Annotated in this window: 18 protein-coding genes; 2 read left to right on the forward strand and 16 right to left on the reverse strand. The window is 72.2% G+C overall.

All coding sequences use genetic code 11. The features are described 5' to 3' along the window. Window positions 1–23: 23 nt before the first annotated feature. The 8 genes from ACFP1K_RS19495 to uvrA form a co-directional block, all read right to left on the reverse strand. Window positions 24–1211, reverse strand: a complete 1188-nt coding sequence (locus tag ACFP1K_RS19495; RefSeq protein ID WP_380755213.1) for a phosphoglycerate kinase — start codon at window positions 1209–1211, stop codon at window positions 24–26. Then, window positions 1211–2215 carry a type I glyceraldehyde-3-phosphate dehydrogenase gene (gap, locus tag ACFP1K_RS19500; protein WP_380755214.1) on the reverse strand — a complete coding sequence of 335 codons (1005 nt, stop codon included), beginning with the start codon at window positions 2213–2215 and terminating at the stop codon, window positions 1211–1213. The genes ACFP1K_RS19495 and gap overlap by 1 nt, the downstream gene beginning before the upstream one ends. 118 nt (window positions 2216–2333) lie before the next feature. After that, window positions 2334–3314 carry a DNA-binding protein WhiA gene (gene whiA, locus ACFP1K_RS19505; protein ID WP_380755217.1) on the reverse strand — a complete coding sequence of 327 codons (981 nt, stop codon included), beginning with the start codon at window positions 3312–3314 and terminating at the stop codon, window positions 2334–2336. A 147-nt stretch (window positions 3315–3461) separates the two neighbouring features. Beyond that, window positions 3462–4379: a gluconeogenesis factor YvcK family protein gene (locus ACFP1K_RS19510; RefSeq protein ID WP_380755276.1), complete on the reverse strand. Its 918-nt coding sequence runs from the start codon at window positions 4377–4379 to the stop codon at window positions 3462–3464. Between the two features lie 233 nt (window positions 4380–4612). Further along, complete coding sequence (gene rapZ, locus ACFP1K_RS19515; RefSeq protein WP_380755278.1) at window positions 4613–5503, reverse strand: RNase adapter RapZ; 891 nt, start codon at window positions 5501–5503, stop codon at window positions 4613–4615. A gap of 626 nt (window positions 5504–6129) precedes the next feature. Beyond that, window positions 6130–8022 carry an excinuclease ABC subunit UvrC gene (gene uvrC / locus ACFP1K_RS19520; protein WP_380755280.1) on the reverse strand — a complete coding sequence of 631 codons (1893 nt, stop codon included), beginning with the start codon at window positions 8020–8022 and terminating at the stop codon, window positions 6130–6132. A 1061-nt stretch (window positions 8023–9083) separates the two neighbouring features. After that, a complete protein-coding gene (locus tag ACFP1K_RS19525) occupies window positions 9084–9551 on the reverse strand; it encodes a Rieske (2Fe-2S) protein (protein WP_380755219.1) in 468 nt (155 codons plus the stop codon). A gap of 263 nt (window positions 9552–9814) precedes the next feature. Continuing rightward, the gene (uvrA, locus tag ACFP1K_RS19530) at window positions 9815–12655 is read right to left on the reverse strand and encodes an excinuclease ABC subunit UvrA (protein ID WP_380755221.1); all 2841 of its coding nucleotides are present in this window, start codon (window positions 12653–12655) and stop codon (window positions 9815–9817) included. A gap of 198 nt (window positions 12656–12853) precedes the next feature. Here uvrA and ACFP1K_RS19535 point away from each other — a divergent pair, with 198 nt between their 5' ends. Beyond that, complete coding sequence (locus ACFP1K_RS19535) at window positions 12854–13633, forward strand: maleylpyruvate isomerase family mycothiol-dependent enzyme (protein WP_380755223.1); 780 nt, start codon at window positions 12854–12856, stop codon at window positions 13631–13633. After that, entirely contained in the window at window positions 13630–14274 is a 645-nt protein-coding gene (locus ACFP1K_RS19540) for an MBL fold metallo-hydrolase (protein WP_380755226.1), read from the forward strand. Before ACFP1K_RS19535 ends, ACFP1K_RS19540 begins: the two co-directional genes overlap by 4 nt. Before the next feature lie 76 nt (window positions 14275–14350). On the opposite strand, the gene pssA is transcribed toward ACFP1K_RS19540, so the two are convergent. From pssA to steA, 8 genes are all read right to left on the reverse strand, one after another. Then, entirely contained in the window at window positions 14351–15187 is an 837-nt protein-coding gene (gene pssA, locus ACFP1K_RS19545) for a CDP-diacylglycerol--serine O-phosphatidyltransferase (protein ID WP_380755282.1), read from the reverse strand. Continuing rightward, window positions 15180–15827 (reverse strand): phosphatidylserine decarboxylase, encoded by a 648-nt coding sequence (locus ACFP1K_RS19550; protein ID WP_380755230.1) that lies wholly within the window; start codon window positions 15825–15827, stop codon window positions 15180–15182. The genes pssA and ACFP1K_RS19550 overlap by 8 nt, the downstream gene beginning before the upstream one ends. Before the next feature lie 121 nt (window positions 15828–15948). After that, window positions 15949–16932 (reverse strand): TerC family protein, encoded by a 984-nt coding sequence (locus tag ACFP1K_RS19555; RefSeq protein WP_380755232.1) that lies wholly within the window; start codon window positions 16930–16932, stop codon window positions 15949–15951. A gap of 335 nt (window positions 16933–17267) precedes the next feature. Continuing rightward, window positions 17268–18407, reverse strand: a complete 1140-nt coding sequence (locus ACFP1K_RS19560) for a glycosyltransferase family 4 protein (RefSeq protein ID WP_380755234.1) — start codon at window positions 18405–18407, stop codon at window positions 17268–17270. After that, window positions 18394–20346 carry a murein biosynthesis integral membrane protein MurJ gene (gene murJ / locus ACFP1K_RS19565; protein WP_380755237.1) on the reverse strand — a complete coding sequence of 651 codons (1953 nt, stop codon included), beginning with the start codon at window positions 20344–20346 and terminating at the stop codon, window positions 18394–18396. Before murJ ends, ACFP1K_RS19560 begins: the two co-directional genes overlap by 14 nt. Before the next feature lie 10 nt (window positions 20347–20356). After that, window positions 20357–21226 carry a hypothetical protein gene (locus ACFP1K_RS19570; RefSeq protein ID WP_380755239.1) on the reverse strand — a complete coding sequence of 290 codons (870 nt, stop codon included), beginning with the start codon at window positions 21224–21226 and terminating at the stop codon, window positions 20357–20359. A 63-nt stretch (window positions 21227–21289) separates the two neighbouring features. After that, window positions 21290–22273: a copper transporter gene (locus ACFP1K_RS19575; protein WP_380755243.1), complete on the reverse strand. Its 984-nt coding sequence runs from the start codon at window positions 22271–22273 to the stop codon at window positions 21290–21292. Continuing rightward, the gene (gene steA, locus ACFP1K_RS19580; RefSeq protein WP_380755246.1) at window positions 22270–23466 is read right to left on the reverse strand and encodes a putative cytokinetic ring protein SteA; all 1197 of its coding nucleotides are present in this window, start codon (window positions 23464–23466) and stop codon (window positions 22270–22272) included. Before steA ends, ACFP1K_RS19575 begins: the two co-directional genes overlap by 4 nt. Between the last annotated feature and the right edge of the window lie 48 nt (window positions 23467–23514).

A 23514-nucleotide genomic window follows, 5' to 3' on the forward strand; every position in this document is an offset into this window, starting at 1 on the left:
CGGCCTCACGGTCGTCATGATGGTCAGTCCTCCAGCGCGGCGAGTCCGGGAAGGGTCTTGCCCTCAAGGTATTCGAGACTGGCCCCGCCACCGGTCGAGATGTGGGAGAAGCCGTCCTCGGGGAGGCCGAGCTTGCGCACGGCGGCCGCCGAGTCGCCACCGCCGACGACGGTGAAGCCCTCGGAGGCTATCAGCGCCTCGGCGACGGCACGGGTGCCGTCGGCGAACGCCTCGAACTCGAACACGCCCATCGGGCCGTTCCAGAAGATGGTCCGCGCGTCGGCCAGCTTGGCCGCGAACAGCTCGCGGGTCTTCGGGCCTATGTCCAGGCCCTCGCGGTCGGCGGGGATCGCCGTCGCCTCGACCACGTCGTGCGGCGCGTCCTCCGCGAAGTGGGTGGCGGCCAGGATGTCGACCGGCAGCACCAGGTCGACGCCGCGCTTCTCCGCCTCGGCGATGAAGCCGCTCACCTGGCCGAGCTGGTCCTCCTGGAGCAGGGAGTTGCCGACCTCGTGGCCCTGGGCCTTGAGGAAGGTGTACGCCATGCCGCCGCCGACGATCAGCCGGTCGACCTTGGTGAGCAGGTTGGCGATCACACCGAGCTTGTCGGAGACCTTGGCGCCGCCGAGCACCACGGCGTACGGCCGCGCGGTGTCCTCGGTGAGCTTCTTTAGGACCTCGACCTCGGCCACGATCAGGCCGCCCGCCGCGTGCGGGAGGATCTTCGGCACGTCGTAGACGCTGGCGTGCTTGCGGTGCACCGCGCCGAACCCGTCGCCGACGTACAGCTCGGCGAGGCCGGCCAGCTTGTCGGCGAACGCGCCGCGCGCCGCGTCGTCCTTGGAGTCCTCGCCCGCCTCGAAGCGGAGGTTCTCCAGGAGGGCGACCTCGCCGTCGCCGAGCGCCGTCACGACCGCGCGGGCGGACTCGCCGACCACGTCGGAGGCGAAGCGCACCGGGCGGCCGAGCAGCTCGCCGAGGCGGGCCGCGACCGGGGCCAGCGAGAACTCGGGCACGACCTTGCCCTTCGGGCGGCCGAGGTGGGCGCAGACGATGACGCGCGCCCCGCGCCCGGCCAGGTCGTTGATCGTGGGCAGCGACGCGCGGATGCGGCCGTCGTCGGTGATGACGTCCCCGTCGAGGGGGACGTTGAGGTCGGCGCGCACGAGCACGCGCCGGCCCTTGACGTCGAGCGTGTCGATGGTGCGCATCAGAGCTGCGCGCCCACCAGCTCGATGAGGTCGCCGAGGCGGTTGGAGTAACCCCACTCGTTGTCGTACCAGCCGACGACCTTCACCTGGTTGCCGATGACCTTGGTCAGGCCGGCGTCGAAGATGCAGGACGAGGGGTCGGTGACGATGTCGGAGGACACGATCTCGTCCTCGGTGTAGGTGAGGTAGCCGCGCAGCGGGCCCTCGGCCGCGGCCTTGAGCGCGGCGTTGACCTCCTCCACGGTGACCTCGCGCTTGAGCTCGACGGTGAGGTCGGTCGCCGAGCCGGTGGGGATCGGCACGCGCAGCGCGAAGCCGTCCAGCTTGCCCTTCAGCTCGGGGAGCACCAGGCCGATCGCCTTGGCGGCGCCGGTGGAGGTGGGCACGATGTTCAGCGCGGCGGCGCGGGCGCGGCGGAGGTCCTTGTGCGGGCCGTCCTGGAGGTTCTGGTCCTGGGTGTAGGCGTGGATGGTGGTCATCAGGCCCTTCTCGATGCCGAAGGTGTCGTTGATGACCTTCGCCATGGGGGCCAGGCAGTTGGTGGTGCAGGAGGCGTTGGAGATGATCGTGTGCGCCGACGGGTCGTACTTGTCGTGGTTGACGCCCATAACGATGGTGATGTCCTCACCCTTGGCGGGCGCGGAGATGATCACCTTCTTGGCGCCGTTGTCGGCGTGCACGCGGGCCTTGGCGGCGTCGGTGAACAGGCCGGTCGACTCGACGACAACGTCCACGCCGAGGTCGCCCCAGGGCAGCTTGGCCGGGTCGCGCTCGGCGAACGCCTTGATCGCCTTGCCGTCGACGGTGATCTCGTCGGCCGAGCTCTTCACCTCGTACGGAAGACGGCCCAGGATGCTGTCGTACTTCAGCAGGTGGGCCAGCGTGGCGTTGTCGGTCAGGTCGTTGACCGCGACGACTTCGATGTCCTTGCCGCTCGCCGCCACGGCACGCCAGAAGTTGCGGCCGATGCGGCCGAAGCCGTTGATGCCTACGCGGATGCTCACGGGACCAGATCTCCTCGAACTTCGTGCGCCGGCTCGGGCCGGCGCCGTGGCGGGCTGAAACCTCACGCAAGCCTACCGGGTGCCCATTGGTGTAGACCACGTGGCTCCGCCCCCCCGCTCAGGGGGCGAGCATGTCCGCCGTGAGGTTGGCGTCGGTCGCCGCGATCCCGAGGTCGGAGGCCCGCTTGTCGGCCATGGCGAGCAGGCGGCGGATGCGTCCCGCGATGGCGTCCTTGGTGAGCGGCGGGTCGGCGATCTGGCCGAGTTCCTCCAGCGACGCCTGCTTGTGCTCGACCCGCAGCCGGCCGGCGATCACCAGGTGCTCGGGGGCGTCGTCGCCGAGGATCTCCAGTGCCCGCTGCACCCGCGCCCCGGCCGCCACCGCCGCCCGGGCGGACCTGCGGAGGTTGGCGTCGTCGAAGTTGGCCAGGCGGTGCGCCGTGGCGCGCACCTCGCGGCGCATGCGGCGCTCCTCCCAGGCCAGCACGCTGTCGTGCGCGCCGAGCCGGGTGAGCAGCGCGCCGATCGCGTCGCCGTCCCTGACCACCACGCGGTCCACCCCGCGCACCTCGCGGGCCTTGGCGTGGATCTTCAGCCGCCGGGCCGCGCCGACCAGCGCCAGCGCCGCCTCCGGGCCTGGGCAGGTGACCTCCAGCGACATCGAGCGGCCCGGCTCGGTCAGCGAGCCGTGCGCCAGGAACGCCCCGCGCCAGGCCGCCTCGGCGTCACAGGTCGCCCCCGCGACCACCTGCCGGGGCAGCCCGCGCACCGGGCGGCCGTGGTTGTCGATCAAACCGGTCTGCCGGGCCAGCGCCTCACCGTCGCGGTACACCCGGACCACGTAGCGCGACCCCTTGCGCAGGCCCGCCGGGGCCAGCACCATCACCTCGGCCTTGTGGCCGAACACCTCGCCGATGTCCTTGATCAGGCGCCGGGCGGTGGCGTTGGTGTCCAGCTCCGCCTCGATGACGATGCGCCCGCCCACCAGGTGCAGGCCGCTCGCGAACCGCAACAGGGTCGACACCTCGGCCTTGCGGCAGCAGGGCTTAAGCACCGCGAGCCGGCTCAGCTCGTCCTTCACCACACCCGTCATGGCCATGTGCGTGTGTCCTCCCCCATACAGACATACCGACCCGTCGTCATTGACGGCGCCGCCGCGCCGTACCCGGCGGCCGGTGCGTCGCCGCCACGTGGCTCCGCGGGCCCCCGGCAAGTCTCTCGCACCCTGTGGGCGCGCTGACCAGGATCAACGCTTCTCACGGAAAATCTCGTCCAGGACCGAGGCAAGCCGTCGTGCATCGTGCCTGGGTGAGCCGTCGGAGGCGGCCACCTCGGCCAGCACCAGGCGGCCGCCGAGAGACTCGACGGCCTTCTCCAGCTCGCCGCGCTCGCCCACCACGCCGGGGTCGGCGAGCACCACGTCGACGGTGAGGCCGGGGGCGTGCTCGTGCAGCACCTGGAGGTGCTTCTCGGCGGAGAACCCGTCGGTCTCGCCCGGCTGGGGCGCCAGGTTGAGCGCCACCAGGCGGCGGGCGGCGGTGCGGTGCAGCGCCTCGGCGAGCTCCGGCACCATGAGGTGCGGCAGCACGCTGGTGAACCACGAGCCGGGGCCGAGCACCACCCAGTCGGCGTCGCGGACCGCCGCCACCGCCTCCGGGCAGGCCGGGGGGTCGGCGGGCACCAGTGAGATCGACCGGACGTTGCCCGGCGTGCCGGCGCACGCCACCTGGCCGCGGACCACGCTGAGCACGCCGTCCAGCTCCACCTCGGCCTCGATGTCGATGGGCACCGACGCCATCGGCAGCACCCGCCCGTGCGCGCCGAGCAGGCGCCCCACCCAGTCGAGCCCCGCCACGGGGTCGTCGAGCAGTTCCCAGAGCGCCACGATCAGCAGATTGCCGACCGCGTGACCGTGTAACTCCCCCTCGCTGCGGAACCGATGCTGCACGACCTCGCTCCAGGTCCGCCCCCATTCGTCGTCCCCGCACAACGCCGCCAGCGCCATCCGCAGATCCCCCGGCGGCAGCACCCCGAGCTCCCGCCGCAACCGCCCACTGGATCCCCCGTCATCCGCCACGGTGACCACGGCCGTGACCTTCCCCACCACCCTCCGCAGCGCCGACAAGGACGCGTAAAGCCCATGGCCCCCACCGAACGCCACCACCCGCGGTCCCCTGCCGACCTCGGCACCGTCTCCGGCGTCCCGCTCCGGCACGTCACCCTGTCGCGGGCGGGCATGCCGGTCCCGCCCGGCGGGCGGGCCGGGGTCGTGGAACGGGTCAGGGCCGGCGAGTGGAGCCTCGCCCGCGGGCCGGTGGGCGGCACCGGGCGCGGAAGGTGGGCCGCTCCGGGCGGGAGCGGTGAAGGCGGACGTCGTTGTCCGGGGGTTCTGGTGGCTCACTCGCGGCCTGTGTCCCTATGGCTCACCTGCACTTCCATCCCCCGATCACGCAATCGGGCGCCGATCTGCTCGGCCATGGCGACGCTGCGGTGCTTGCCTCCGGTGCAGCCGACGGCGAGGGTGGCGTATCCCTTGCCCTCGCGGACGTAACCCGCCGCGATGACGCCGACGACCTCCTCGTAGGCGTCGAGGAACTCCTTGGCGCCCGGCTGGCTGAGGACGTAATCGCGCACGGGGGCGTCCAGGCCCGTCATGGGGCGCAGCTCGGGCACCCAGTGGGGGTTCGGCAGGAAACGGCAGTCGACCACCAGGTCCGCGTCGACCGGGAGGCCGTACTTGAAGCCGAAGGAGAGCACGTTGACCCGCAGGCCGGGACGGCCCTCCCCGCCGAAGAACGAGACGATCTTGCCGCGCAGCTCGTGGACGTTGTGCGCGGTGGTGTCGATGACCAGGTCGGCGTTGGCCCGGACGTCGCGCAGCAGGCCGCGCTCGCGGGCGATGCCGTCCACCAGCCTGCCCTCACCCTGGAGGGGATGCGGGCGCCGCACCGCCTCGAACCTGCGGACCAGCTCCTCGTCGCTGGCCTCCAGGAACACCACCCGCACCGCGACGCCGCGCCCCTCCAGCTCCTCGATCGCGGTGTTCAGATCCGTGGTGAACGCCATGCTGCGCACGTCGACCACGGCGGCCACCTTGTCGGTGTCCAGCTGCACCCGCCCGGCCTCCTCGGCCATGGCGAACAACATCCCCGGCGGCAGATTGTCGATCACGAACCAGCCGAGATCCTCCAACGCCTTGGCCGCCGTACTCCGCCCGGCCCCCGACATCCCGGTAATGATGACAAACGCGGTATCCCCCGCCCCCCCACTCCCACCCGCGACACCCACACGCACAGCCCCCACACCCCCAGCGGAACCCGCACCCGCAACCGCCCCCGAAGCACCCGCTCCCCCAGCGGCAACACTCGCCCTCACGGCCGTATCCGCCCCCGAAGCACCCGTCCCCCCAGCGGAACCCGACCGCGCGACCGTACCCGGCCCCGACGCACCCGTCCCCGCGGCGGAACCCGGCCCAGCAGCCGAACCCGCCCCAGCAGCCGAACCCGGCCCAGCGGCACCCGCCCCTGCGGCGACACCCGCCCTTCCGGCCGTACCCGGCCCCGAAGCACCCGTCCCCGCAGCGGAACGCGCCCCAGCAGCCGAACCTGGCCCTGCGGCACCCGCCCCTGCGGCGATACCCGCGCTTACGGCCGTGTCCGGCCCCGGAATACCCGTCCCTCCGGCGGCACCCGAGCCCGCGGCCGTACCCGGCCCCGCGGCCGTTCCTCTGGCGGTGCCCGTCCCTGCGGCGCCCGATCCCACGGGCGTGCCGGGCCCCGTGGCGGCCGTTCCTCTGGTGGGACCTGATCCTGTGGCCGTGTCCGGTTGCTCGGCCGTACTCCCGGTGGCGCCCGATCCTGTGGTGGGTGCCGGGTGGGGTGTGGCGGGTCTGCCGGACGGTCTCCTGTGCTCGGTCACGTGCTCTCCCCCTTCAGCGCCGCGACGATGGCCTCGGCCGTGGCACGGCCGATGCCTGGAATCTCCTGGATCTCGTCCACGGTCGCCCCCCGCAACCGTTTGACGGATCCGAAATGTCTGAGTAGCGCCTGTTTGCGGGCCGCGCCCAGGCCGCGGATCTCGTCCAGGGCGCTCTCCGTCAACGACTTGGCGCGCTTGGCCCGATGGTAGGTGATCGCGAAGCGGTGGGCCTCGTCACGCACCCTTTGCAGAAGATAAAGGCCCTCGCTGGACCTCGGCAGGATGACGGGCTGGTCGTCGCCGGGCAGCCAGACCTCCTCCAGGCGCTTGGCCAGGCCGCTCACCGCGACGTCGTCCACGCCGAGCTCGTCCAGCGCCCGCTGGGCCGCCGCCACCTGGGCGGGGCCGCCGTCCACGACGACGAGGTTCGGCGGGTAGGCGAACCTGCGCGGCTTGCCGGTCTCGGGGTCGATCGGCTCGGGGTCCAGCTCGCCGCTGGAGGACCGCTCCTCCAGGTACCGCTTGAACCTGCGGCAGATGACCTCGTAGATGGACGCGACGTCCCCCTGCCCGGCCATGCCGCGGATCGCGAACCGGCGGTACTCGCTCTTACGGGCCAGGCCGTCCTCGAACACCACCATGGAGGCCACCACGTCGTCCCCCTGCAGGTGGGACACGTCGTAACACTCGACGCGCAGCGGTGCCTGCTCCAGGCCGAGCGCGTCGGCGATCTCCTGCAGGGCCCGGCTGCGGGTGGTCAGGTCGCTGGAACGGCGCAGCTTGTGCTGGACCAGCGCCTCCTTGGCGTTGCGCTCGACCGTCTCCATCAGGGTCTTCTTGTCGCCGCGCCGGGGCACCCGCACCTCGACCCTGCCGCCCCTGCGCTCGCCGAGCAGCTCGGCCAGGGCCTCGGCGTCCGGCGGCATGGCGGGCACCAGCACCTCGCGGGGCACCGCCTCCGGCGCCGCCTCGGCGTACATCTGGAGCAGGAAGTGCTCCACCAGCTCGCCGGGGCCGTTCTCGTCGACCTCGCCGACCACCCAGCCGCGCTGGCCGCGGATGCGCCCGCCGCGCACGTAGAACACCTGGACGGCTGCCTCCAGGGGATCTTCGGCGAGGGCGACGACGTCGCAGTCGGTGTCCTCGGTGAGGACCACGGCCTGCTTCTCCAGGGCCCGCTGGAGCGCCTGGATGTCGTCGCGCAGGCGCGCGGCCCGTTCGTACTCCTCGGCGGCGGCGGCCTCGCGCATCTCGCGTTCCAGCCGCTTGATGAAGCGGCCGGTGTTGCCGCCCATGAAGTCGCAGAAGTCGGCGGCGAGGGCCCGGTGCTCCTCGGGGGTCACCCTGGCGACGCAGGGGGCCGAGCACTTGTCGATGTACCCGAGCAGGCAGGGGCGGCCGATCTGGCCGGCCCGCTTGAACACGCCCGCCGAGCAGGTGCGGATGGGGAACACCCGCAGCAGCAGGTCCACGGTCTCGCGGATGGCCCAGGCGTGGGAGTAGGGACCGAAGTAGCGGGTGCCCTTGCGCTTGGCGCCGCGCATCACCTGGACCCGGGGGAACTCCTCGCCCATGGTGACGGCGAGGTAGGGGTAGGACTTGTCGTCGCGGTACTTGACGTTGAAGCGGGGGTCGAACTCTTTGATCCAGGAGTATTCGAGCTGGAGGGCCTCGACCTCGGTGCCGACCACCGTCCAGTCGACGCGCTCGGCGGTGGTGAGCATGGTCTGGGTGCGGGGGTGCAGCCCGGCGAAGTCGGCGAAGTAGGAGTTGAGCCGCTGCCGCAGGCTCTTGGCCTTGCCGACATAGATCACCCGGCCGTGGGCGTCCCGGAACCGGTAGACACCCGGCGACTCGGGGACCGACCCGGGCTCGGGCCGGTAACTCAGGGGGGTGTTCGCGGGTCTGGCCACAAAGAAAGCCTATCCGCCCCCACCGACAGATCAGGGCCCCAAGCCACCCGCTTAGGGGGCCCCGCCCAGCCCTTCCACCCCAGGCCGAGCACCCACCCCACACCACCCACCGCCCCGGCGTCCACCCACCACCGGGAACAAGCGGTGGTCACACCCCCCCGGCGATCTCCCGGACCACGCCCCCGAGACCTCCGCACACGGTAGCCCCCCGCGATCTCCGCACGTGTAGCCCCCCGTGCCCGCCGTCACGAGGTACCGCATATCCGCGAAGTTCACGCGCCTCGGGTGGGCAGTGAGTACTACGGCGCCGGATCGATCACCCCGTCCTACCGTCCCGCCCGGCCGGTCAACCACCGTAAGACGGCGCCGAATTCGCCGTCCCACGTCCCGCCGCCGCGGCGCCGGTCGAACAACCCCGGGACGGTGGCGCATGGTGACCGCTCGTTCGTCCCACCGGCGGACGAACCCACAGCACAACGCACGGTGACCACTCACCCACCGGCGGACGAACCCACGACACAGGCGCACAGTGACCACTTCACCCACCCGTGAACGAAGCCCACGACACAGGCGCACAGTGACCACTTCACCCACCGGGCGGACGAAGCCCACGACACAGGCGCACGGTGACCGCTTCTCCTGCCGGACGAAGCCCACGCCGCCGGCATGTGGTCACCACTTAGCCCGGCCGCGGACGAAACCCACGACGCCGCTGATGAACCGCTCGTGCCGGTGATGGTCGGACCCACGACGCCGGCGCATGGTCACTACTCGTCCCGACGACGGACGTAACCCATGACGGTGGCGCATGGTGACCGGTCGTTCTGATGGTGGAAACGGTGGAGCGGGAGGTTGTGTGGAGGGCTCCGGGTGGGGTGGTCGTCCGGCGTCCTTTCGGGGGCGTGGGGGTGAGGGTGCCACGCGGGGTGGGGCGCCGGGTTGGGCGTTGCACGGCCGGGGCGGTGGCTCCGCGGGTGGAGGGGTGCTCCGGAGGGGACCGGGGCGCCCGCGGAGTGTGGGGCCGTGGTGGGAATGCGTCAGGCTAGGGCGATGTTGCCGCCGTCTACCTTGATGGGCTTTTCGGCCAGGCCCTCCTTGGAGGGGCCCTCCTGTACCGAGCCGTCGGCGATGCTGAACTTACTGTTGTGGCAGTGGCAGACGATGCTGCCGCCACTGACCGAGCCCACGGGGCACTGCATGTGGGGGCAGATCGAGCTGAACGCCTTGAACTCGCCGTCCGATGGCTGGGTGATGACGATCTTCTCTGCCTTGAAGATCTTGCCACCGCCCTTGGGGATGTCGGCGGTGCTGGCCAGGCCGCCCACCGAGTCCCCGGCGCCGGAACCGCCGGACGGCGACGCCTCCCCGGTCGGGGCGGGCTCAGTCGCCGCGCCGTTGCCGGCGGGGGCGGCACCGTACCCACTGCACGCGCTCAGCACCGCGGCGAGGCCCGCGCCGCCGGCGCCGACCATGACCGCGCGCCGTGTCGTTTCCGTCTCCGTCATCGTTCGCCTTCCTTGAGGTGAGTCCTACCCGGTACGATCCGCGACCGGATTTGGTTCAGGTTGAGCCACGCCCGACTCAGGAAGTATGAACGAATACGCATAACGTCCGGCTCAAATCACATAGTTCGTTGAATCTTTCATTAGATCAGGTGGCCAGGACGGTGCTGACGGGACCGCCGGGGCGGTTGACCACAGTCCAGGCCACCCGCGCGTGTGGACCGGTTGAATGTTTCATTAGTTGGGGACGTCTGAATCCCCCGGGATCAGGTCGCCAGAATCTTGCTGAGGAAGCGCCCGGTGTGGCTGTCCTCGATCCGGGCCACCTGCTCGGGCGTGCCGATCGCGAGCACCTCACCGCCGCGCGACCCGCCCTCGGGCCCCATGTCGATGATGTGGTCCGCCGTCTTGATCACGTCGAGGTTGTGCTCGATCACGATCACGGTGTTCCCGCCGTCGACCAGGCGGCCGAGCACCCCGAGGAGCTTGCGGATGTCCTCGAAGTGGAGGCCGGTGGTCGGCTCGTCCAGGACGTACACCGTGCGGCCGGTGGACCGGCGCTGCAGCTCGGAGGCCAGCTTGACCCGCTGCGCCTCGCCGCCGGACAGGGTGGTGGCCGGCTGGCCGAGCCGGACGTACCCCAGGCCGACGTCGTTGAGCGTCTTGAGGTGGCGCTTGATCGCCGGGATCGCGTCGAAGAACTCCAGCGCCTCCTCGATCGGCATGTCGAGCACCTCGGAGATGGTCTTGCCCTTGTAGTGGACCTCCAGGGTCTCCCGGTTGTACCGGGCGCCGTGGCAGACCTCGCAGGGGACGTAGACGTCCGGCAGGAAGTTCATCTCGATCTTGATGGTGCCGTCGCCGGAGCACGCCTCGCACCGGCCGCCCTTGACGTTGAAGCTGAACCGGCCCGGCTGATAGCCGCGGATCTTGGCCTCGGTGGTCTGGGCGAACAGCTTGCGCACGTGGTCGAACACCCCGGTGTAGGTGGCCGGGTTGGACCGCGGCGTGCGCCCGATCGGGCTCTGGTCGACGTGGACGACCTTGTCGACGAGGTCGGTGCCGGTGACCCGGGAGTGGCGGCCCGGCACGGTCTTGGCGCCGTTCAGCTCCTTGGCCAGCGCGGCGTACAGGATGTCGTTGACCAGGGTGGACTTGCCCGAGCCCGACACGCCGGTGACCGCGGTGAACACCCCGAGCGGGAACTCGACGTCCACGCCCTTGAGGTTGTGCTCCCTGGCGCCCTTGACCACCAGCCGGCGCTTGGCGTCCCGCTTGCGCCGGGTGGCCGGGACGTCGATGGACCGGCGCCCCGACAGGTAGGCCCCCGTCAGGGAGTCCTCGCTTGCCAGCAGCTGCTCGACGGTGCCGGACACCACGACCTGGCCGCCGTGCTCCCCGGCGCCCGGCCCGATGTCCACCACCCAGTCGGCCATGGCGATGGTGTCCTCGTCGTGCTCGACGACGATCAGCGTGTTGCCCATGTCGCGCAGCCGGATCAGGGTGTCCAGCAGCCGCTGGTTGTCGCGCTGGTGCAGGCCGATGGACGGCTCGTCCAGGACGTACAGCACGCCGACCAGGCCGGAGCCGATCTGGGTGGCCAGCCGGATGCGCTGCGCCTCGCCGCCGGCCAGGGTGCCCGCGGCGCGGTCCAGCGTGAGGTAGTCGAGGCCGACGTCGAGCAGGAAGCCGAGCCGCGCGTTGATCTCTTTGACCACCCGCTCGGCGATGTGCATGTCCCGCTCGGAGAGGGCGAGCGAGCCGAGGAACGCCGCGCACTCGCCGATCGACATGCCCGAGATGTCGGCGATGGACCGCTCGCTGACCGTCACCGCCAGGGACACCGGCTTGAGCCGCGCCCCCTTGCAGGCCGGGCAGGGGATCTCGCGCATGAAGCCCTCGTACCGCTCGCGCGAGGAGTCGCTCTCGGCCTCGGCGTGCCGCCGCTGCACCCACGGGATCACGCCCTCGAAGGTCGTGTAGTAGGAGCGCTGCCGGCCGTAGCGGTTGCTGTAGCGGACGTGGACCTGCTCGTCGTGACCGTGCAGGAGGGACTTCTGGGCCTGCTTGGGCAGCCGCTCCCACGGGGTGTCCAGGTCGAAGCCGACGGCGAGGCCGAGCGCCTCGATCAGGCGGATGAAGTAGTCGCTGGTGTGGCCGCCCGCCCACGGTGACAGGGCGCCGTCGCCGAGCGTGCGCTCGGGGTCGGGCACCACGAGCTCGGGGTCGACCTCCATGCGGGTGCCGAGGCCGGTGCAGTCGGGGCAGGCGCCGAACGGCGAGTTGAACGAGAACGACCGGGGCTCGAGCTCCTCGAACGACAGGTCGTCGTAGGGGCAGTACAGGTGCTCGGAGTAGAACCGCTCGCGCCCGGGGTCGTCCTCGGGGAGGTCGACGAAGTCGAGGGTGATCGTGCCGCCGGACAGCTGGAGCGCGGTCTCCACCGAGTCGTTGAGGCGGCGGCGCGCGGTGTCCTTGACCGAGAGCCGGTCGACGATCACCTCGATGTCGTGCTTCTCGTACTTCTTCAGCGTGGGGGGCTCCTCGAGCCTGACCACCGTGCCGTCCACCCGGGCGCGGGCGAACCCCTTGGTCTGCAGCTCGCGGAACAGCTCGGCGTACTCGCCCTTGCGGCCGCGCACCACCGGGGCGATCACCTGGAAGCGGGTGCCCTCGGACAGCTCCATGACCCGGTCGACGATCTGCTGGGGGGTCTGGCGGGCGATGGGACGGGCGCAGCGCGGGCAGTGGGGCTTGCCGATGCGCGCCCACAGCAGGCGCAGGTAGTCGTAGACCTCGGTGATGGTGCCGACGGTGGAGCGGGGGTTGCGGGACGTCGACTTCTGGTCGATCGACACCGCGGGCGACAGGCCCTCGATGAAGTCGACGTCGGGTTTGTCCATCTGGCCGAGGAACTGCCGTGCGTACGCCGAGAGCGACTCGACGTAGCGCCGCTGGCCCTCGGCGAAGATCGTGTCGAAGGCCAGGCTGGACTTACCGGAACCGGACAGGCCGGTGAATACGATCAAGGCGTCCCGGGGCAGGTCGAGCGAGACGTCCTTCAGGTTGTGTTCGCGAGCGCCACGAACGATCAAGCGGTCGGCCACGGCAGATCTCTCAGGTAGGGGTGCGGATCCACGACGGCCCGATGCGGCCGCCTCTGACTAGTCGCGGTCACTCTAACGAGGGGGTCCGACAATTCCGGTCCACCGCGAGGGGGGCGGGACGTCCCACCCGGAACACGCGGTGCCCTGCCGCGAGACGCGGTCGCGCGGTCTGGGATGTCTAGCGCAATGATGTCGTGCATGACCGTTCTCGACGACCTCAAAACCGAACTCTCCGCGGCCAACGACCGGCTGCTCGCCGCCGTGGCCCGGCTCTCCGACCCGGACGTCGCGGCCCCCTCCCTGCTTCCGGGCTGGACCCGCGGCCATCTGCTCACGCATATCGCGCGCAATGCCGACAGCCATCTCAACCTGATGACCTGGGCCAGGACGGGTGTGTACACCCCACAGTACCCGGACGCGGCGACGCGGGACGCCGAGATAGCGGAAGGCGCGGCCCGTCCGGCGAAGGAGCATTACGATGACCTCGCCGAGAGCACGGCCCGCCTGGACCACGCCGTCGCGACCATGCCGCAAGAGCGCTGGGCGGCCATGGTGAGCGGGATGCAGCCGCCCGAGCACCCGGCGTGGTACATCCTGTCCCGCAGGCTCCGGGAGGTGGAGATCCACCACTCCGACCTCGGGTCCGGCTACACCTGGGCCGACTGGCCGGCGGCGTTCGTCCGGCGGGAGCTGCACGACGCGCTGGCCTGCTGGCCGCGCGAGGGCGGGCCGGTGAGCGAGGTCCGGGCCGACGGCCGCGTCTGGAGCGGGCTCGGCGAGGGCCCGGTGGTGGAGGGCCCGTCCGCGTACGTCCTCGCCTGGATGACCGGCCGCCTCACCGGGGAGGGCGCGGGGCTCGGTGATCGCGCGGGCGCCGAGGGGCTTAGGCTGGCGGCGAGACCGCCGGCGGCACCGAAGTGGCCGGCGGCGTCGGCGCCTGCCGGCCTCCCGGCGGCCCCACCCGAGGAGTACCCATGAGCTACACCGGTGACGTCACCGCGAACGGGCCCGCCGACGTGCGCGAGCTCCCCGGCCTGACGATCAGCAAGATCGAAGTTGGCGACTTCGGCAACAACGCCTACCTGCTGCGCTGCACCGAGACCGGCGACGGCCTGCTCATCGACGCCGCCGCCGAGCCCGACCGGCTGCTCGGCCTGATCGGCGGCGCGCCGATCAGCACGATCGTGACCACCCACCGCCACCAGGACCACTGGCTGGCCCTGACCGAGGTGGCCAAGGCCACCGGCGCCGGGACGGTGGCCCACCCGCTGGACGCCCCCGAGCTGCCCGTCCCGATCACCCGGACGGTGGAGCACGGCGACCAGGTCACGGTCGGCGCGGCCACCCTGGACGTCATCCACCTGCGCGGCCACACCCCCGGCTCGATCGCCCTGCTGTACGGCGACGGCCACGTCTTCACCGGCGACTCGCTGTTCCCCGGCGGCGTCGGCAACACCGAGCGCGACCCGGCGAGGTTCGAGCGGCTCTACACCGACGTGGTGGAGCGGATCTTCGACCGGCTGCCCGACGAGACGTGGGTCTACCCCGGCCACGGCAAGGACACCACGCTCGGCGCCGAGCGCCCCTCCCTGGAGGAGTGGCGGGCCCGCGGCTGGTAGAAGCCGCCCGGGACGCACCGGAGGCCCGGCCCCTCAGGGGGAACCGGGCCTCCGCCGTCTGTGGTGACGCGCCGCGCTAGCGGACGGCCGCCTCGGTGTCCTTGCGCTCCTTGCGCTGCTCCCGCTTGAACATCAGCACGCGCAGCGGGATCGCGGAGACCAGCGCGATCTGCATGGCGGCGCCGATCTGGATCAGCAGGTCGCCGCCGGACAGGTCGGCCGCCCAGATGATGAGGCAGGCCACGTTGAGGATGATCCAGGCCAGCACGACCGCCGCGAGGTTGCCCTTCGGCTTGGGGTACTCGATGCGGCTGACCATCAGCCACGCCACGGCGAACACGCCGAGCAGCGTGAGGTACGACGCCTGGAACAGCAGCACGATGGACACCACGGTCATCGCGCCCATGGGGATGGGCAGGCCCATGAAGTCGCCGCTCTTGGTCTTCACGCAGGCGAACCTGGCCAGCCGCACCACGCCCGCCGCCAGCACCGACACCGCGGCGAACAGCGCCAGCAGCAGCGGCATCCGGTGGGAGAACCCCGCCCAGGCCACCACCATGAACGCCGGGGCGAACCCGAAGCTGATCACGTCGGCGAGGTTGTCGAGCTCGGCGCCCATGGCCGAGGCACGGAACCTGCGCGCCACCATGCCGTCGAACAGGTCGAAGGTGGCGCCGATCAGCAGCAGCACCACGGCGGTGGCGAAGTAGCGCGGGTCGGGCCGGAACTCCCCCTGGGCCTGGAGCTGCCCGATCGCCGACCAGGCCAGCACGCACACGGCCAGGAACCCGCACATCGCGTTCCCGAGGGAGAGCGAGTCGGCGGCGGACAGCCGGAAGGCCTTACCGACCGGTCCGCGCGGTTCGTCCTCCGCGGCGTCCATGTCCTCCATGGACCAGCCGGCATCAGCCATGGTCAACGCGAGTCACCCCTGCCGTCATCCGCTGCCCCACGGTCACCGCGGGGGCGATCCCTTCCGGAAGATAGACGTCCACCCGGGAGCCCAGCCGGATCAGCCCGATCCGGTCTCCCTGCGTCACCTTGGCGCCCTCGCCGAGGTACGGAACGATGCGGCGCGCCACGGCGCCGGCGATCTGCACCAGCTCGACGGTGCCGAGAGCGGTGTCGAAGTGCCACACGACCCTTTCGTTCTGGTCGCTGTCCTTGTCGAACGCGGGCTTGAAGCCGCCCGCGACGTGCTGGATCGAGGTCACGGTGCCGTCCAGCGGGGCCCGGTTCACGTGGACGTCCAGCGGGCTCATGAAGATCGCCACCCGGGTCCGGCCGTCCGGCCAGGGGTCGATGCTCTGCACGACGCCGTCGGCCGGGCTGAGCACCAGGCCGGTGCCGGGGACCCGGTCGGGGTCCCGGAAGAACCAGAACATGGCTCCGGTGAGCGTGGTCAGCGGCACCGCCGCGACGGCCCACCGGCGTGACCGCCGGGTCAGCGCCACCGACAACGCGGAGGCTGCCACGGCGGGCACCAGCCAGGGGGAGACTCCACGAGCCAGTCGTACACGCCGGCGTTCGTGGCTGGGCGAATCAGTGGACACAGGTAACCTTTGTGGTGTGCGCGGCCAGAGACCGGTTCGTGACTTTATCGCCGAATGCTACCCATCCCGTAGGCCGTACATAGCAATACGAGACAAGCAAAGCGCCTCGCACACCAATTCGCTACCCCTGGGACACCTTCGCCCGCGCCTCGGCCGCGCCGGCCCTCCTGTCGAGCCTCGCCTTGATCAGGCTCGCGACAGTGGTGATCACCATGGTGCCGCCGATGACCGACAGCGAGACAGAGATCGGTACCTCGGGCGCCCAGCCGACACCGTTGCCGTGCAGGGCGTCCAGGACGAGTTTAACCCCGATGAACGCCAGGATGAACGACAGACCGTAGCTGATGTAGACCAACCGCTGCAACAGGCCGCCCAGCAGGAAGTACAGCTGACGCAGTCCCATCAGGGCGAACGCGTTCGCGGTGAACACGATGAAGCCGTCCTGGGTGAGCCCGAAGATGGCCGGAATCGAGTCGAGCGCGAACAGCAGGTCGGTGGTGCCGATGGCCACCATCACGATGAGCATCGGGGTCACCATGCGGCGCCCGTCCACCTTGACGGTGATCTTGGATTCCACGTAGCCGTCGGTGGTGGGGAAGACCCGGCGCACCCAGCGCAGCAGGACGTTCTCCTTGAACTCCTCCTCGTCGTGGCCCCGCAGCATGTTCACCGCGGTGTAGACGAGGAACGCGCCGAACACGTAGAACAGCCAGCTGAACCGCTCCAGCGCGGCGGCGCCGACCGCGATGAAGATCCCGCGCATCACCAGGGCGAGCAGGATGCCGACCAGCAGGACCTTGTGCTGGTACAGCCGTGGAACGGCGAAGCGCGCCATGATGATGTAGAAGATGAAGAGGTTGTCGATGCTCAAGCTGTATTCGGTCAGGTACCCGGCCGCGAACTCACCGGCCTTGTCCGCTCCCGCCACAAGGAACAGGCCGACGCCGAACAACACGGCGAGCGCGACATAGAACCCCACCCAGAAGCCGGCCTGCCGCAGGGAGAACTCCCGAGGCTCTCCTCGGTCGACGATCCACAGATCGATCGCCAGGACGATGAGCAACCCGCCGATGACTCCGGCCCATGCCCACACCGATACGCTCAAGTCAAACCTCCGGCCCGCGTCAAAGTGCCGGAGGTCTCTCCCGCCCGCGCCTGACGGCGTCGGACCGGCAGCCCCGGGTACGCCATACCGGCGGACCGTGATGACGAGGCTGTCGCGTAGGGATACTCCCCCCCTCGCCGAGGAGTATAGGCGAGCTTATAAGCCCTACCTAATCAGGCTTTGCACAATGCCCGACTTTCCCCCCAACTCCTGTCATTCCGCCAGCTCAGCCCATCACTCCCCATCCCACCCCAAACCCCTACCTGTTCCCCGTAAACCCCCATGTCACCCGCCTCCTCGCCCCCGGCAGGCTGCCCCACCCGTCTCACGGGCGCTCACCGCCCCCTGGAGCCCCTGGCCTGCTCGTACGCGGCGCGTACCGCCTGGACGGCGTCCTTCTCGTCCGGAAGCTCGCGGGCGGACGCGGCCGCGGCGAGACGCCGGCCGAGGACGGGGTCGGCGAGCAGGCGGGCGATCTCCCGCCGCAGGGCGGCCGGATCCCCGGGGGGCACCAGCAGCCCGGCGTCGCCCACCATGCCGGGCAGCCCGCCGACCGCCGTGGCGATCACCGGTGTGCCCGCCCGCAGCGCCTCGTGCACGCTGAGCGGCAGGCCCTCCCAGAGGCTCGCCACGACCAGGGCACGGGCCGCCCGCAGCAGGTCGGCCACGTCAGGCCGGTCCCCGAGCAGCACCACGGGAAGCCCCTCGGCGACGATCCTGGCCGCAAGCCCGGGACGCAGCGGCCCCTCACCGGCGACCACGAACAGCGGCCGCACCCCCTCGTACGGCCCGGCGGCGGCCGTCAGCAGCGTGTCCAGCCCCTTCTGCTGCGCCAGACGCGCCACGGTCAGCAGGATCGGCCGCTCCTCCGCCGTGGACCCGGCCGCCGGGCCCTCACCGCCGGGGGCGGCGGCCAGGAGCTCGGCGCGGACCTCGGCGGGCGGCCGGCGGGGCACGGTGAGCGGCGCGGGGACGACGGCGGGGGTGACGTTCCGGGCACCGCGGGCCGTCATGCGGTCGCCGAGGTCGGGGGCGACGACGAGGACCGCGTCGGCCCGCGCGGCGGTGACCCGCTCGAGCACCCCCCAGATCGCCCCGATCATCCCCCCGGCCGTCAGCGCGTTGTGCAGGGTCACCACCAGCGGGGTACGGCGCCCGGCCAGCGCCAGGGCGGCCAGCGCGCCGGCGCGCAGCCCGTGGGCGTGCACGACGTCGGCCCCCGCCGCCAGCGCCCGCAGCCGCAGCACGGCGCGCAGGTCACGCCCGGGGCGCGGCCGGTCCGAGATCGGCACCTCCGCGAACCGGGCGATCCGCGAGAACCCGAACGCCTCCTCGGTGCTCCCCGGCCCCGCCACGACGACCTGGAGCCCCTCACGGACCAGCCCGCCCGCGAGCATGCGCACGTGCCGCCCCACTCCCCCGGCGCTCGTCCCGAGCACCAGCAGCACCCGCGACGGCGCCTCACCCTCCGGCATCCGACCTCTCCCGCTCAAGTCCGCCTCCCATCCCGTCCCCTGCCCCCCGGAAACCACCGCGACCGTCACCAGCTCCGTCTCGGGAACCACTGCGACCGTCACCAGCTCCGTCCCGGGAACCACCGCGATCGTCGCCCGCCCCGTCCCGGAAACCACTGCGACCGTCGTCCGACCCGTCCCGTGAACCACCGCGATCGTCGCCCACCCCGTCCCGGGAACCACCGGGACCGTCGTCCGCCTCCGGCCCCTCCCGGGAACCGCCGGGACCGCCCGGCGGGCCTCCAGGGCCGCCGAGGTCGTCCGGGACCGTCCCGGCAGTCCCGGGCGGGCCGTCCGGGGGCCCGGACGCGGTGCCGCGCAGGCGGGACAGGGCCATGGACAGGTCGCGGCGGGACAGGGCGGCGGTGATCGCGACGCCGGCCGCGACCGCCGCGAGCCCGGCGAGGGCGGCGACGGCGGCGCCCGCCCAGGGACCGGTGGCCGTCAGGGCCGAGGTGATCCAGTGGCCGGTCAGGAAACCGGCCGCGCCGGCGAGGACCGCGGCCAGCAGTGCGCGGGGCACGCCGTCCAGCGCGCGGGCGCCCCGGCCCCGCAGGACCGGCACGGCGAGCAGGGCGCCGGCGGCGGTCATGCCGACGGTGCTGCCGAGGCCGAGACCGGCGAGCCGCCAGGGCTCGGGGAGCACGGCCACCAGCACCGCCTGCGCCACCATCACGACGCCCCAGCCCGCCACCGTGCCCACCGCCGCCGCCCGGCCCCGCCCCGCGGCGTACAGCACACGGCTGAGGTGGGCGACCAGCCCGTACCCGACCAGCCCCGGGGCGAACAGCGCGATCGACCTGGCCAGCTCGTCCGCCCGCACGTCGCTCGCCATGCCCCCGACGAACACCTCGGCCACGGGGGCCGCGACCGCGGCGAGCGCCCCGGCGGCCAGCCCGCCGACCAGCACGACGGCCCGGGTGGTCGCGGCCGTCAGCGCGGCGAACCCGGCGTCGTCGCCCCGTTCGGCCCGCGCGGAAAGAGCAGGGAACGCACTGGTCGCGATGGGCACCGCGAGCACGGCGTACGGCACCTGGTAGATCGCCCAGGCATAGGTGTACCCGGCGACGCCGCCCGCCCCGACGCGGTTGTTGGCGAGCCAGACGACGAACGCCGTGGCCACCTGCTGGGCGATCAGCGCCCCCAGCCCGGCGGCGGCCAGCGCGCGGACCCGGGCGGCGACGCCGGGCGGGAACCGCAGGACGGGCCGCAGCGGCAGCCCGAGCCGCGCGGCCGGGCCGAGCACGGTGACCACCAGGGCCAGCACCCCGAGGGTGGTGCCCACGGACAGGACCAGCTCCCCCGCGCGCGGCACGTCCGCCGGGGAGGTGGCCCCCTGGCCGAGCGGGACGAAGACGAGATAGGCGACGATCACCACCACGCTGGACACCAGCGGCGCGAGCGCCGGCCCGGCGAACCGCCGGTGCGCCTGCAACACGCCGTACAGCACCACGGCCACCCCGTACAGCGGGATCTGCGGCGCGAACACCACCAGCATGCGCGCGGCCACCGCCGTCAGCTCACCTGGCGCGCACCCCGCGACGTTCCCCGCGAACAGCTCCATCAGCGGCCCCGCGACGAGCGCGGTGACGACGCCCAGCGGGACCAGCACGACCATCACCCACGTCAGCAGGGCCGAGGTGATCCACCCCACCCGTTCCGCCGCCCGGTCCCCCGCGACGACGGGCACGACCATGCCGGCCAGGGCGCCGCCCACCACCAGTTCGAACACGAGGTTCGGGATCTGGTTGGCGGTGAAGTACGCGGTGGCCAGGCAGTTGGTGCCGACGGTGCGGGCGAGGACGAGCTGCTTGGCGAAGCCCACCACCCGCGCCAGGATGGTGATGCCCCCGATCAGGAGCGCCGCCGCGGCGACGCCCTGCCCAGCCCTGCGCATCATGTGGTGCGGATCATGTGGTGCGGCGGCCCAGCATGTCGAGGCGGTGCAGCACAGGGTTGCCCGCGATGACCTTGGTGAAGCTGACCTTCTCGGACGCGGCGGTCAGCCCGGCGACCACGCCGAGCGCGGCCAGCCGGCCCCGGCGGCCCAGCGAGGCCGCCGCCGCCACCCCGAGCAGCGCGCCGAGGGAGTTGGCGCCCGCGTCGCCCAGCATGGCCCGCTCGCCGAGGTCCTCCCCGAGCAGCGCGGCGCCCGCGCCGAGCGGCACCGCGGCCAGCGCCGCGCCCGCCGGGGCGCCCTTGACCAGGGCCGCGGCCAGCAGCGGGCCACCGGCCAGCGCGCCCACCTTGAGCGCCCGGCCGGGACGCAGGTCGAACAGGTTGGCGAGGTTGGCGCTCCCGGCGATCAGCGCGCCGTCCACCAGCACGTCCGCCAGCCGGGCCGCCCGCGAGGCGTTCCCGGCGCGGGGCAGCAGCGCCGCGGCGGCGAGCCCGGAGGCGCCGATGCCGAGGATCTTCACCGCGCCGGTGGTCACCTCGCCGCGCGCCAGCGCCGCCAGGTGGCCCTTGAAGCCCTTGGACGAGGCGGTGCCGCGCAGGTCGTCGTACGCGCCGAGCGCACCGCCGCCCACTCCCGCCAGCACCGCCGCGGCCCGTGCCCGCACGGGAAGGCCGGGTGCCAGCGCGACTGCGGCGCCCGCCCCGGCCACGAACGCCGGGCCCTCCAGCAGCGTGATCGGCTCGCCGCGGTGGTTGGTGCGGGTCCAGGTCTTCTCGTCGCCGACCGGGGGCCGCCGGGTGAACGCCGTGTACGCCGCGCGAGCGGCCACGGCGCCGAGGGCGGCGCCGGCCAGGGCGCCGAGCAAGGAGCGATGGGCCACAGCAGATCCCTCTTCGTGGTGGGCGCCCGGCGCGTCGGCCGTGGCGCGGGACGTCGGGGCGGGTCAGCCGCCCGTGCCCCCGTCCGGGGTGGGCGAGGGCGTGGCCGCCGGCAGCGGTTCCGGCTCGGTGGCCGTGGCGTCGGAACCCAGGCCGTACTGCCCGGCCTCCCCGGCCACCTGCTCCCGCAGAGCGTAGACCACCACGACCCGCCCGAAGGCCATATCGATGTTGTCGACGGTGGACACCGCCGCGGACGCCTCCCCGGAGGAGCGCACCGCGGCGATCAGGCCGGCCGCGGTGGACGTCGGCACGACGCCCGCGACCACGCTGCCCTCGGCCGCGGCGTCCAGCCCGCTCGCCAGGGACACCAGCGCGCCGGTCTGCGTCCCGGCGTCCTTGCCCTCCGGCGGCGTGGCGGGCGCCACCACGATGGCGAGGGTGGCCGGCTTGGCGGGCTCGCCGTCCAGGGTGACCAGGCCGCCGGTCTCGAAGGAGTCCAGCACCCCGGCGGACACGGGGTTCTCCTTGCCCGCCACCGTCTTGTCGGTGGTCACGAGCGCGGAGGCCAGCACCGCGGCGGCCTTCTGGTACGGACTGGAGTCGACCGGGAACGTCAGCGCGAGAGGCTTGACCGTGGTCGCCAGCTGGTCCAGCGCGGTGGCCTGGTCGGCGGCGAGGTAGCGGTCGGTCAGCGCGACCCGGCCGCTGAGCGTCGCCCCGGCGGCGGTGACGGCCTCGAGCAGCGACTCGCCCTGCCGGGCGTCCGCGCCGGGCGCCTCGACGAGCACGACACTCTCGCCCGCCAGCGAGCCCTCGACGAGCCGCGGGAGCCGCTCGGCGACGAACGCGTCGCTGGCGCCGCCGCGGGTCAGCGCCAGTGCCTTCTCGGCCTGGAGCTGGTAGTTCCTGGCGCGCAGGCGCGCCGCGGTGTCCTCGGTGAACCTCACCAGCGGGGCGTACAGCACCGTGCTGCCGAGCACGATGCCGAGGGCCAGCGCCAGGAAGATGGCGACGATGGACACGAGGTGGTACCGGAAGTCGATCACGAGAACAGCCCCACGAGCCAGAAGATGAAACCGTTCCACGCGTCCCGGAGGCCGTTCAGCCAGACCTTCCCCATGGGGGAGAACCACAGGACCACGCTCACGGTGACCAGGGCGGTGGCCACCAGCAGCAGCAGCGAGCCGATGGAGATGCGGCTGCGGTACAGCCTGCTCACGCCCTTGGCGTCCACCAGCTTGCCGCCCACCCGCAACCGGGTCAGGAAGGTGCTCGCCATGCCGGAGCGGCCCTTGTCCAGGAACTCCACCAGCGTGCCGTGGGTGCCGACCGCGACGATCAGGCTGGCGCCCTTGTCGTCGGCGAGCAGCATCGCGATGTCCTCGCTGGTGCCGGTGGCGGGGAACACCACGGCCTCCTGGCCGAGCCGGTGGACCCGCTCCAGGCCGGGCGCCCGCCCGTCGCGGTAGGCGTGCACCACGAGCTCGGCGCCGCAGCACAGCGCCCGCTCCGACACCGAGTCGAAGTCGCCCACGATCACGTCGGGCAGGTACCCGGCCTCCATCAGGGCGTCGGCGCCGCCGTCCACCCCGATCAGCACCGGGCGGAACTCGCGGATGTAGGGCCTCAGGGTGGCGATGTCCTCTTTGTAGTGGTAGCCGCGCACCACGACGAGAACGTGCCTGCCCTCCATGGACGTGCGGATGTCGGGGACACCCACGCCGTCGATGAGCAGGTCCCGCTCGCGGCGCACGTACTCGAGGGTGTTGGTGACGAAGGCCTCGATCTGCTCCGACAACCCGGCCCTGGCCTCGGCCATCGCGGCGCCGACGCTCTCGGCCGTGAGGGGCTCGCCCTTGCCGGCGACCTCGTCGTCGAGGTGGACGGCGCCCTCGTGCACCCGCAGCACCTGGCCGTCGCGCACCTTGTCGAACAGCTCGGGGGTGGCGTTGTCGACCAGCGTGACACCGGCGTCGATGAGGATCTGCGGGCCGAGGTTCGGGTAGCGGCCGCTGATGCTGGCCGCGATGTTCACCACGACCGACGCGCCGCACGCGACAAGGGCCTCCGCGCTCACCCGGTCGAGGTCGACATGGTCGATGAGCGCGATCTCCCCGGGCCGCAACCGCTTGGTCAGCGTCTTGGTCCGCCGGTCGACCCTCGCGACCGCCGTCACCCCGGGAAGGTCGGCGACCCTCCGTCTGCGGAGGCGAGGAACGTTCAAGGCCGGCACCTTCATCACAGACCATCCTGCCAGAGCATGCGGGCACGACGGCCCTGGACGGCG

This window comes from Sphaerisporangium aureirubrum, from assembly GCF_042658925.1.
Classification (GTDB): Bacteria; Actinomycetota; Actinomycetes; order Streptosporangiales; family Streptosporangiaceae; genus Sphaerisporangium; species Sphaerisporangium aureirubrum.